Source organism: Allobosea sp. RAF48 (assembly GCF_052114025.1).
Taxonomy (GTDB): domain Bacteria; phylum Pseudomonadota; class Alphaproteobacteria; order Rhizobiales; family Beijerinckiaceae; genus Allobosea.
Map to the genome: position 1 here is coordinate 156,569 of NZ_JBFRDZ010000014.1, position 10,622 is coordinate 167,190.

11 protein-coding genes are annotated in these 10,622 nt (G+C 66.8%); 3 read left to right on the plus strand and 8 right to left on the minus strand.

Going from position 1 to position 10,622, the window contains the following annotated elements; genetic code table 11:
* The first annotated feature begins 3 nt into the window (after nucleotides 1-3).
* On the plus strand, nucleotides 4-1,533 hold the full coding sequence (locus AB4Z10_RS23530) for an FAD/NAD(P)-binding protein (RefSeq protein WP_441472826.1): 1,530 nt from the start codon (nucleotides 4-6) through the stop codon (nucleotides 1,531-1,533).
* A complete protein-coding gene (locus AB4Z10_RS23535) occupies nucleotides 1,472-2,092 on the plus strand; it encodes a glutathione S-transferase family protein (RefSeq protein WP_441472827.1) in 621 nt (206 codons plus the stop codon). Before AB4Z10_RS23530 ends, AB4Z10_RS23535 begins: the two co-directional genes overlap by 62 nt.
* A gap of 306 nt (nucleotides 2,093-2,398) precedes the next feature.
* Here AB4Z10_RS23535 and AB4Z10_RS23540 read toward each other — a convergent pair whose 3' ends face one another.
* The 7 genes from AB4Z10_RS23540 to AB4Z10_RS23570 form a co-directional block, all read right to left on the minus strand.
* The gene (locus tag AB4Z10_RS23540; RefSeq protein ID WP_441472828.1) at nucleotides 2,399-3,289 is read right to left on the minus strand and encodes a DUF1684 domain-containing protein; all 891 of its coding nucleotides are present in this window, start codon (nucleotides 3,287-3,289) and stop codon (nucleotides 2,399-2,401) included.
* Nucleotides 3,290-3,354: 65 nt separating this feature from the next.
* Nucleotides 3,355-4,665, minus strand: a complete 1,311-nt coding sequence (locus AB4Z10_RS23545; protein ID WP_441472829.1) for an acyl-CoA thioesterase/BAAT N-terminal domain-containing protein — start codon at nucleotides 4,663-4,665, stop codon at nucleotides 3,355-3,357.
* Nucleotides 4,666-4,667: 2 nt separating this feature from the next.
* Nucleotides 4,668-5,579, minus strand: coding sequence for an Ldh family oxidoreductase (locus tag AB4Z10_RS23550; protein ID WP_441472830.1), 912 nt, complete (start codon nucleotides 5,577-5,579; stop codon nucleotides 4,668-4,670).
* Nucleotides 5,576-6,295, minus strand: coding sequence for a GntR family transcriptional regulator (locus tag AB4Z10_RS23555; protein ID WP_441472831.1), 720 nt, complete (start codon nucleotides 6,293-6,295; stop codon nucleotides 5,576-5,578). Before AB4Z10_RS23555 ends, AB4Z10_RS23550 begins: the two co-directional genes overlap by 4 nt.
* Before the next feature lie 21 nt (nucleotides 6,296-6,316).
* Nucleotides 6,317-7,132 (minus strand): ABC transporter permease, encoded by an 816-nt coding sequence (locus AB4Z10_RS23560; protein WP_441472832.1) that lies wholly within the window; start codon nucleotides 7,130-7,132, stop codon nucleotides 6,317-6,319.
* A gap of 1 nt (nucleotide 7,133) precedes the next feature.
* Nucleotides 7,134-7,940: an ABC transporter ATP-binding protein gene (locus AB4Z10_RS23565; RefSeq protein WP_441472833.1), complete on the minus strand. Its 807-nt coding sequence runs from the start codon at nucleotides 7,938-7,940 to the stop codon at nucleotides 7,134-7,136.
* A complete protein-coding gene (locus AB4Z10_RS23570) occupies nucleotides 7,937-8,956 on the minus strand; it encodes an ABC transporter substrate-binding protein (RefSeq protein WP_441472834.1) in 1,020 nt (339 codons plus the stop codon). Before AB4Z10_RS23570 ends, AB4Z10_RS23565 begins: the two co-directional genes overlap by 4 nt.
* A 482-nt stretch (nucleotides 8,957-9,438) precedes the next feature.
* Here AB4Z10_RS23570 and AB4Z10_RS23575 point away from each other — a divergent pair, with 482 nt between their 5' ends.
* Entirely contained in the window at nucleotides 9,439-10,017 is a 579-nt protein-coding gene (locus tag AB4Z10_RS23575; protein WP_441472835.1) for a LysE family translocator, read from the plus strand.
* A gap of 126 nt (nucleotides 10,018-10,143) precedes the next feature.
* Here AB4Z10_RS23575 and AB4Z10_RS23580 read toward each other — a convergent pair.
* Nucleotides 10,144-10,622, minus strand: a 479-nt coding sequence (locus AB4Z10_RS23580; protein WP_441472836.1) for an aldehyde dehydrogenase family protein, incomplete at its 5' end; no start/stop codon positions are given.

Consider the following 10,622-nt stretch of genomic DNA (forward strand, 5'->3'; position numbering starts at 1 on the left):
TTCATGACGGAGCAAAGCCCCATACGCCCGCCCGGCGCCCCGTCCAGCCTCGCGGAACTAGAGGCCCGGATCGCCTATGACCTCGCCTGCGCCGACTATCCCCGTTCGTCGTGGCTCCCGGCCCGCACGGATCGTCGGGGACGCCATGTCCACGACGTCGTCATCATCGGAGCCGGACAGAGCGGACTGGCGGCTGCCTGGGCCCTGAAGCGGCTAAGAGTAGACGACGTCAGGATCTTCGATCGCGCCCCCAAGGGCTTCGAAGGTCCCTGGGACACCTATGCGCGCATGGAGACGTTGCGGACGCCGAAACACGTCACGGCGCTCGAAAGCGGAATGCCATCCCTATCGTTCCGGGCCTGGTATGACGCGAGCGGCTTTCAGCCGGGCTGGGAGGGATTGCAGCGCGCCCCACGCCGGATCTGGATGGAGTATCTGCGCTGGTTCAGACGGGTGCTCGGACTTGCCGTCGAGAACGAGGCGGAGCTGCTTGGGTTCTCCCCGACCGATGACGGCTTCATCGCGATCGATCTGCGGCGCGGAGCCGCCATTGAAACGGTCGTGGCTCGCAAGCTCGTCATGGCCACCGGCCTCGACGGCTGCGGTCGCTACGAGCCACCGCCGGCGCTCGTAAAGGGCCTGCCTGCGCATCTCCATGCCCATGCCTATCATGACATCGACTTTGCCCGGCTGGCGGGAAAGCGCGTCGCGATCCTCGGGATAGGTTCGGCAGCGACCGACAACGCCGCGGCGGCGCTGGAAGCCGGCTGCGCAAGTGCAGACCTCTTCGCGAGACGATCGCATCCGGTCAACCTCGACGCGCGCGACTGGGTGGAGCACGCGGGCTTTCTGGGCTCGTTCGCCGACCTGGGCGACGCACTGAGATGGCGGGTGTCGCATCGCCTGGTCGGCGTGAGCTCCCCCGCTCCGCCCTGGAGCCTCGAACGTTGCGAGGCCTTTCCCAACTGCCGCTTTCATTTCGGTGCGGCCTGGCTGAGGCTCGAATGGACGGGAAAAGACATCGTCATCGACACGGCGAGGGGGGCATTCACCGTCGATTTCGTGATCTTCGCGACCGGAACGGACGTCGACCTGTCCGGGCGGCCGGAATTCACGGCACATGCTCCGTTCATCGCCTTGTGGCGGGACCGCTTCCAGCCTGAACCGGCAGAAGCCGTCGAGGACGCGCTTGCCTATCCCTATCTCGGCCAGGGCTACGAGCTGACCGAGAGGCGTGAAGGCACCGCCCCCTACCTGTCCGATGTCCACGTCTTCAATCACGCGGCCGTGGTCAGCATGGGCGTCGGCGCCGCGACCGTGACCGGATTGGCCTTTGCGGCCAGCCGGCTCTCGACCGCAATCGCCCGCGATCTCTATCGCGCGGTCGCTGCCGAGCATGTCGCAGCCATGCCCTGGCCGCCCTACCACAGACCCACTCCACCTCATTTCCCGCCTCTGGAGGGCAATAACGATGCTGACGATCTGGGGCCGCGCGAATTCGATGAACGTGCGGAAGGTGCTCTGGTGCGCTGAAGAGCTTGGCCTCGCATACGAGCATATTCCGGCGGGCGCTGACTACGGCGTCGTCGACAGCGCCGACTTCCGAGCCCTCAATCCGAACGGCCTCGTACCCTTGATCCGCGACGGCGATGTCGTCCTGTGGGAGTCGAATACGATCGTGCGCTATCTCGGGGCTGCTTACGGCGACGAGGGCTTTGCGCCGACCGACGCCGCGCGCCGCGCCCAGGCCGAGAAATGGATGGACTGGACCTCGATCGCCTTCGCCCGGCCGTTTCGCGACGTGTTCTGGAACCTCGTGAGGGCCTCTCCGGAACAGCGGAACGACGAGGAGATCGCCAGAGGAACGAAGGAGGGAAACAGGCTGCTCGCCACGGTCGACCATGTCCTGGCGACGCAGCCGTTTCTGTCGGGCGATGCTTTCGGGATCGGCGACATCCCTTTGGGCACGCTCTTGCACGGCTGGTTCGGGCTGCCGATCGACCATGCCGAGCTGCCCGCTCTGGCCGCCTGGCGGAAGCGACTGGAGGAGCGTGTCGCCTATGGGCGGATTGCACTGATCCCGCTGGCCTAGATCTTTGATCTCGCCATCTAGCGTGACGTAGCCGTCACTGTTCGATTCACTCGGTCGGCGTTTGGGACGCGGCGAGCTCCGTTGGCTGGATCGGCAATCGGCTGCGCCTGCCGCCGTCAACGAAACGTTGGAGGCGACTTGGGGGCTTGGTCCGGGTATGGTTTACCGGCAAGTGAGCGAGTACCGCCTGTTTCAGCACTGACCGATAGACTATGGGGTGCCGGGCGCTGGGCCATTTGGTCACCCACCTCTGCCATTTCGCAGCTAGCGAACAGGCCCTTGTTCGGGAGCGAGCCGTGACAGGCGTCAGGCAGCGCTGCTCGCTCTGGGCTGATAGGTCATCGTCCTCGCGACGCCCTGTGCGGGGCGCTTTTCGCCGGCCAGCACCTCGAAATCGAGATGGTTTTCGGGCGGGACCAGCGGGCAGGTGACGAAATTCGTGAAGGCGCATGGCAGCGCCACCGCATAGTTGAAATCGATCCAGTCGATGCGCGTGCAGGCTGCGTCGGCGAACTGCAATTCGATGACCCGGCCGGCGCCGTAGGTGACGGGACCACTGGTCAGATCACGGACATGCGCGACCGGCTGCACACCGTTCGGCGTGTCCTTGCCGATGAGCACGACGGTATGGGTCTTGCCGCCGTGCTCGAAGGTGAAGGTTCCCATGCGCGGCGTGTTCTCGCGGACGCCGGCTTCCACGGTCTCCGCCTCGAAGGCGACGCGCTCGGCGGGCGTATAATGGCCGCGGATGCGCCAGGCGGGATCATAGTCGAAGGCCGTGACGCCGGCATCCTCCAGCCGCGTCGCCTGACGCGGATCGCGCACGCGCACGCCATAGAGCTGCTGTCCGTCATGCTTGGTCCGCACGATGGTCTCGACCTCGTTCACACCGAAATAGACCGGCACGCTGTTGCCGTGACCATAGGTCTGGTTGCGCCCGGGAATGATCTCGACCGGCCCGGCGGGATATTCGCCGTTCACCGACAAGGTCGGCCCGGAAGCCGGCGGGGTGAAGATGACCCGGCCGCTTTCGACCGACCAGTTGCCGGGCAGCAGGTCGAACGTGACGTTCCGATCATTCTCCTCCAGCCAGTACTGCGCGACGAGCGAGGTCCAGCCATAGGGGCGGAACATCGTGGCGACATGGGCATAGCGCCATTCGCGCCACTGGCCTGCCAGGTGCTCGTTCGTGGGCATGTCCGTCTTCCTTTCAAAACCCAGTTGTCTGCTTGCGCGCCAGGGCATGGGCGGGCCGGGCTGGATCAGCGCCCGGCGATCTCGGCCAGGAAGGCGAGGACGCCACGCCAGGAGCCATCATCGGCCCGGGCATTGCCCGAGGGCGTGCCGCCGCTGGTGTAGGGCACCTTCGAGACCGGGTGCTCGCGGCTCAATTGCGTCGTCGGCACGAAGGGCAGGTTGATGGCGTGGCCGGCATCGTCGAAATCGAGATGGCGGACCAGATGCGGATGGCCGTGCCGGCTGAGCGTCGAGACCACCATCCGGGAGTAGAGGCTGGAGGGCCAGGCACGGTCGTCGCGGCCCGATATCAGCAGCACCGGTCCAGAGATCTTCTCGACCGGAATCCGCGCGCGTGCCGCCAGGGCGCGATCCTTCAAGCCCTCGAAGAAGACGGAGTGATGCCGGGTGGGCGGGGCATCGCCGGCCCAGGGGTGCCAGTGCACCGCCTTGTTGTCCTGCCAGAGATGCGGCAGCGGTTCGCCGGCCCTGGTCCAGGTCACGCCCTGCCAGCCGCCGCGTGCGGGGTCGCCGGCGCCTTGGGCGCCATGGACCATCGCGCCGGGCACATAGGCGATCACGGCCGAGACGAGATCGGGGAAGGTCGCGCCGAGCAGCAGAGCGAGTTCGCCGCCACGCGATTGGCCGCTGACCGCAACGAAGCCGTCGCGCGGTTGGAGTTCCTGATGGACCCAGCGCAGCCCTGCCTCGAGATATTCGAGCGGCGTTTCGGTGATGAAGGGTGAGAGGCCCGGCGCCTTGAAATAGCCGAGCGCGAAGGCCTGATAGCCATGAGAGGCGTAGAGCGCGCCGCGCGGCTCGTTGATGCCGCCGCCCGAGCCGTTGAGCACCATGACGATCGGATGCGGCCCTGGCCCAGCCGGCGTGAAGAGCGTGCCGACCAGGCCGTCCTCCCGGATTTCCCGCTGCGTCACGCCCGGCGCGGCGAAGCGCTGGAGGAGCTCCGCCTCGGCGCGGACGCCGCCTGGAGTTTCGGCCGTCAGCGTCGTCGATAGAGGGTGCATGACGTCGTCGGCGAAGAGCTCCTGGCTCGTGCCACCTTCCGGGTGCTGGCTCCAGAGCAGGCCCATCGCCGAGACTTCGGCGTAGTCGCCGCCGACCGGCGCGTCGCGGGTCAGGTCGACCACACCCTGTACGTCGGCCATATAGGTCGCCTGGCTGTCCCAGAGGACGCCGCGCGAGCGCAACGTCCGGGCGGAGATGGCGACGAGTTCGTCGGGCGCGAGGCCGGAGATGGTGATGCGGCGCGGCTCGTCTATCAGGCCATCGGCAGGCGTGACCGAAAGCACGGGCCTGGAAGCGGGGCTTGTCGTCATCATCAATCTCCTCGGCCCGTCATCCGGGCGAGATGGGCGTCGAGGCGCTGTGCGAACGCCGCGTCAAGCACCGCCTCGGCCGGCAATCCGCCGCCGCGCGGCCAGTGACCGCCACCGGCGGTCCAATCGCTCTTCAACCCGGCAAGCCTGGATTGCCAGTCGAGGCGCTCTCCGGCCGCAGCCGGATCGAAAGCGAGGACGAACACGCCTCGCCCTTTCGGATCGCCCCGGCCGCCGCCGGCGACCCCGGCCATGAGCTCCACCACGAGCCCGAGCAACGAGCCGATCTGGCCACCGCGCGGCAGGAGCGCCGCGACCTCGGCGGCGATGCTGGTCGGCATTCCCCCGCCATCCAGCGCGATCCCTTCCGGCAGTTCCCTGCCAGTGGCGCGAGCATTCCGGATATCGGCCATGGTGGCGCTGCTGCTGGCGACGTCGATGACCACGCGCTCCGGGCCCTGGCCCATGGCGATGGCGAGCGGGTTGGTGCCGATCACCGGCTGCGTGCCGCCATGCGGCGCGACGAAAGGCGGCCCTTCGGCTCCGGCCAAGCCGACGAGGCCCGCATCGGCAACGTGGCGGACGAAGGGCGCGAGCCGGCCGAAGCCCCTGACACCGCGCAGGAAGACGGCCGCGATGCCGAATTGCCGGGCGGCGGCTTCCAGATCGAGCGTGGCAGTGGCGACGGCGAGCGGCGCGAAGCAGGAGGAGCAGTCGAGCCAGCGGATGGCCTGTCGTTGCTCGTTCGCCGGCAGGGGCGCGGTACCGGCCGTCCATTCATCGAGCATGCCGACGCCGAAGCGCGGCAACCCGAGCACGTCGGCCTCGACCAGCGCCGAAGCGGCGAGCTTGGCTGCCGGGCTGCCACCGAGGGCGGCCGACAGCCGTGTTATCGCATCGGCGGCCGCGATCATTCGCCTGCACTCCGCGCCGCGCTGCCGATCCGGATCTCGCTTTCCGAGAGATAGCCCAGCGTCATCAGCCGTTCGATCAGGAACTCGCGGGCGCTCCGGATATGGGCGGTCTCGATCGCCGCGGCCCGCTCGCCGTCACCCGCTTCGATCGCATCGACGAGCGCGGTGTGTTCGTCGGAATGCTCGCCAGCCTTCACGGAAAAATCGATGGCGAAACGCAGGAGGCGTTCGAGCTCGTCGAACAGGTTCTCGGACAAGGCGATGACGCGCTTGTTGCGGCTGCAGCGGGCGATGGCGACGTGGAAGCGCCGCGCCACCTGCTGCATGGCGCCGACATCGAGCGGCGCGGCATATTCCCGGACGATCTGGCGCAGTTCGGCGATGTCGGCCGCCGTGGCGTAGCGTGCCGCCTGCCGCGCCGCATGCGGGCCAATCGCCGCGCGCAGGTCGAGGATCTCGTGCACGGCCTGGAAGGTGATGGCGGCGACGCGGTAGCCGCTGCGTGGCAGGATCGTCACCAGCCCGTCGGCGGCGAGCTTTTGCATGGCGTCACGCACCGGCGTCTTCGAGACTTCGTAGCGACGGGCGATGGCGGCGGCGTCGAGCGTCGTCCCCGGAGCGATCTCGCAGCGCATGATCTCTTGCCGGAGCGCAAGATAGATGCGCTCCGAAACGGGTGGGTGGTTGGTGGCGGCCGGGCCTGTGCCTACGGTCATGAGCTTCTGCCCCCGCCGCCGTCAGTGCTTCGCCCAGGGCACAAAGCGCCGTTCCAACGCCTCGAGCGCGAGGATGGTGAGGTAGCCCAAGGCCGAGATCACCACGATGCCGACGAACATCCGCGAGACTGCGAAGGTCTGCCAAGACGCCCAGATGAAGAAGCCGACGCCACTGCGCGCTCCCAGGAACTCTGCCGCGGCGATGATGATGTAGGATGAGCCGGCGGCGAGCTTCAGCCCGGTGAAGATGCTCGGCAGCGCGGCCGGGAAGGCGATACGCCGGAAGGTCTGGAAGCGGCTCGCGCCGGCATTCTTCGCGACATCCATGTAGATCTGCGGCGTCTGCATCACCCCGCTCATGGTGTTGTAGAACATGAGGAAGAAGACGCCGATGGCGATGACGACGAACTTCGAGGCGTCGCCGACGCCGAAGATCAGCAGGATCAGCGGCAGGATGGCGATCTTCGGTACGGGGTAGAGAGCCGAGAAGATCGGTCCGAGTATCCGGCGGGTTGGCCGCGACAGGCCCAGGATGAGCCCCATGACGATGCCGGGAACGGCACCCATGGCGTAGCCGACGCCGACGCGGCGCAGCGTGGCGCCGATATGGTCGAACAGTTCGAAGCTCAGCACCATGCGCCAGGCGGTCTGGGCGATCGCGCTCGGGGCCGGGAAGAAGCGCCGGTCGATCAGATTGAGCTGGCTCGACAGCTCCCAGAGCAGCAACAGCAGGAGCGGGCTGAAATAGGAGGCGAGCCGGAAGAGCCGCTCGCGCCGGGCCGGCGCCTTGAGCCGGCGCAGCTCGTCTTCAGTCAGTGTCACGGGAACGGCGCTCATCTCATGCCCCCGCCCGAGAGGCCAGCAGCCGCCAGACCTCGTAGGTCAAATCCCAGAAGCGCTTGTCGCGCCGCATCTCGACAACGTCGCGCGGCCGCTCGAACGGCACATCGAGGTCGGCGACCAGGGTGCCCGGACGGGGCGACATGACGAGCACGCGGTCGGCCAGCGTCAGCGCCTCGTCGACGCTGTGGGTGATGAAGACCACGGTCTTGCCGGTCGTTTCCCAGATGCGCAGCAACTCCTGCTGCAGGACGAGGCGGGTCTGCTCGTCGAGCGCGCCGAAGGGCTCGTCCATCAGCAGGATATCGCGGTCGTCGACCAGAGCGCGCGCCACCGAGACGCGCTGCTTCATGCCGCCGGAGAGTTGATGGGGGCGAGCCCCGGCAAAGTCGGCGAGCCCGGTGAGTGCCAGGAGGTCCCGGACCCGCGCATCCTGCTCGGCGCGGGAAGCGCCCTTGAGGCTCAGCGGAAAGGCGATGTTCTCCGACACGGTCAGCCAGGGCAGGACCGACGCTTCCTGAAAGACCATGGCCGGCGGGGTCTTGCTATGCAGCGTCACCGTGCCGCTGAGCTTCTGCTCGAGATCCGCCAGGATGCGCAGGACCGTGGTCTTGCCACAGCCGCTGGGCCCGACGATGCAGACGAACTCGCCGCGTGCCACGGTAAAGCTGACATCGGAGACGGCCACGGTCACGCGGTCGCTTTCGCTGTCGTAGAACGCCTTGGTGAGGTGGCCGACCTCGATCGCCGGACGGGCCGTTGCCATCGAGGCCGGACGCGCGATCTCGAGCACCGCCGCCGTCACGGCTTGCTCGCGACGAGCTCGTTGGCGCGCTTCAGGAGATCGACACGATAGACGGCATCGATCTTGGCCGGCCCCTTGTATTCGAGCGCGCCGCGCTTGCGGAAGAACTCTTCCTGCTCGCGCACCGAGGCCATGTCGATGGCACCGTCCTCGGAGCGGACCGTATAGGGGATGCCGCGCAGGGCATCGCGCTCGGTCCCGGTGTATTTGGCGACGATGTCGAGGATCTTGTCGTCCTTCCAGCCACCCTTGTCGAGCAGACGGGCGGCTTTGAGATAGCCCGCCATGAAGCGAACCACCGCATCCTCGTTCTTGGCGACGAAGTCCTGGTTGAAGGCGATCAGGCCGAGCTCGGTGCCGAAGGTGTGGTCCTCGACGAGCCGGCGGCCAAGACCCTGCTTCTCCAGCTGCTGGGCGAAGGGCTCGATGCTCCAGCCCGCCTCGAGCCCGCCATTGGCGAAGGCGGCGGCTGTCGCCGGCGGCGGCAGGTACACCGGCTCGACGTCCTCGATCGTCAATCCGCCCTTCTCCAGGGCCTTGGCGACGGAAAACATGCCGAAGCCGCTCGGTCCGGGAATCCCGACGCGCTTGCCTTTGAGCCCGGCGACGGTCCGGATGCCTGCGTCCCACGCCTTCTGCGAGACCATGAAGGGAGAGGGCGAGGGGACCGTAGACGGCATCCTGGCCGAAGTGGCGATGATCGCAACCGTGGCGCCGCGGTCGAGCGCATTGAAGAGGCCTGCGCCCCAGGTTGCGGCGCCGGCTTCGACATTGCCGGAAGCGAGCAACTGGATGGTCTCCGCCGTGCCGCCCTTCGGAGAGAGCGTCACCTCGACGCCGAAATCCTTGAAGAAACCGAGCTCTTTGGCAACGAAGAACGGCGCGTAATCGGCGAAGGGCGAATAAAGGAATTCGACCTTGGGCAACTTCTGTGCCCGGGCGGCCGGGACGACCGAGGAAGCCAGGGCGGCGGCAGCCGCCGCTGCCATGAGATCACGACGACTGACTGACGGCATGCGCGAGGCTCCTCTTGCGCCGGTAAGGCTTTCCGGCGCCGGTCCCCGACGATCCTCTCGCTCACCTGCAGAGACGAGTATCCCGCCGATGAGCCGATTGTCAGAACCGGAGGCGGTTGCTTACAACTGATGCATCAAACTCGCAATCTGATATTTTCATGGAAGGCCGAACGTCACTGGCGGGGCTGCGGGCTCTCTGGAAGGCATCCCGGCCGCGGATAAGCACGGATTTGCATCTGGTGTTTTCAGCGAGAACAGGCGCATTAACCGCGGACAAGCTGGCGCAGGATTGGGATGCTCCCAGCGTCACAAGGCCGCCCATGAGCCGTTGCCCGCGAGCAGGCCGCCTGGGTCCGCTGCAGGGAGAGCGGCCCACGCGAAGGCCGCGGCCTGATTTGGCCAGAGGCAAGCCAAGACCAGGCCCTGCGGGGACTGACCGAGATCAAGGCACAGGGACCGAGCTTGTGGCACCAGAGGCGCCCATGCACCTGCCGATATTCGCCTTCGCCTGCGCATCGCTGCTTGCGACACCGGGTCCGACCAACACCTTGTTGGCGACCGCTGGCGCGGAAGCTGGATGGCGGTCCGCCAGATATCTGTTGGCTGCTGAGCTCGCCGGCTATCTGCTGGCCGTGACGATCTTGAGGGTCTTATTGGGTCCGATGATCGCGGCGCAGCCGGGGTTCGCGTTGGCGCTGCAAGGCGTCGTCGTCGTGTATGTGCTTCATCTCGCCGTCGCGCTTTGGAGGCGCAGCAATGCGCACGTCCTCTCCGGGCAATCGATCACGTTTCGGCGGGTGTTGCTGACCACGCTGCTCAATCCGAAAGGATTGATCTTCGCGTTCGTTCTGCTTCCGGCGGCGGCCGATGGCATGCTGCTTTGGCTCGCTGTGCTTTCGGTCGAGATCGTTGCGATTGGCTTCGGTTGGATACTCCTCGGGAGCGCCTTCCACGCGAGGCTGCAGAATGCAGCCAACGCGAAGATCGGCTACCGTTTGAGCGCTGGAATGCTGGCCTGTCTCGCGAGCGTGGTCGCCACGCACGTCATTGTGGCACTTTAACCTGTCCCAGCCTCGCCAACCGCAACTCTACGCGCGAATGGCCTCAGCGGCTCGGCAAGATGCGACCTGCCGCCGGGAGCGACGGCCAGTGCTCGCGTCGTAACCGATGGATATGCGATGGGCGGATTACCCGCCTAGCGTATAGGCGGTCTTGACGGTTGTGTAGAACTCCTTGGCGTAGGCGCCCTGCTCGCGCGGGCCGTAGCTGGAGCCCTTCCGGCCACCGAACGGGACATGATAGTCGACGCCCGCCGTCGGGAGGTTGACCATCACCATGCCGGCCTCGCTGTTGCGCTTGAAATGCGTGGCGTGCTTCAGCGAGGTCGTGCAGATGCCCGACGAAAGGCCGAACTCGGTGTCGTTGGCGAGGCTGAGCGCCTCGTCGTAATCCTTGACGCGGACGATATTGGCGACCGGGCCGAAGACCTCCTCGCGCGAGATGCGCATGGCGTTGGTGGTTTCGGTGAACAGCGCCGGCGCGAGGTAGAAGCCGGGGGTGTCGCGCTTCAGCAGCTCGCCGCCGAAGACCAGCTTGCCGCCCTCGTCCTTGGCGATCTGGATGTATTTCAGGTCCTGGTCGAGCTGGCTCTGGTCGACGACCGGGC

Excerpts from the sequence above, each read along its gene's own strand:
- AB4Z10_RS23530 (WP_441472826.1), top strand. The coding sequence starts at position 4 with ATGACGGAGCAAAGCCCCATACGCCCGCCCGGCGCCCCGTCCAGCCTC.
- AB4Z10_RS23535 (WP_441472827.1), top strand. The coding sequence starts at position 1,472 with ATGCTGACGATCTGGGGCCGCGCGAATTCGATGAACGTGCGGAAGGTG.
- AB4Z10_RS23540 (WP_441472828.1), bottom strand. The coding sequence starts at position 3,289 with ATGCCCACGAACGAGCACCTGGCAGGCCAGTGGCGCGAATGGCGCTAT.
- AB4Z10_RS23545 (WP_441472829.1), bottom strand. The coding sequence starts at position 4,665 with ATGACGACAAGCCCCGCTTCCAGGCCCGTGCTTTCGGTCACGCCTGCC.
- AB4Z10_RS23550 (WP_441472830.1), bottom strand. The coding sequence starts at position 5,579 with ATGATCGCGGCCGCCGATGCGATAACACGGCTGTCGGCCGCCCTCGGT.
- AB4Z10_RS23555 (WP_441472831.1), bottom strand. The coding sequence starts at position 6,295 with ATGACCGTAGGCACAGGCCCGGCCGCCACCAACCACCCACCCGTTTCG.
- AB4Z10_RS23560 (WP_441472832.1), bottom strand. The coding sequence starts at position 7,132 with ATGAGCGCCGTTCCCGTGACACTGACTGAAGACGAGCTGCGCCGGCTC.
- AB4Z10_RS23570 (WP_441472834.1), bottom strand. The coding sequence starts at position 8,956 with ATGCCGTCAGTCAGTCGTCGTGATCTCATGGCAGCGGCGGCTGCCGCC.
- AB4Z10_RS23575 (WP_441472835.1), top strand. The coding sequence starts at position 9,439 with ATGCACCTGCCGATATTCGCCTTCGCCTGCGCATCGCTGCTTGCGACA.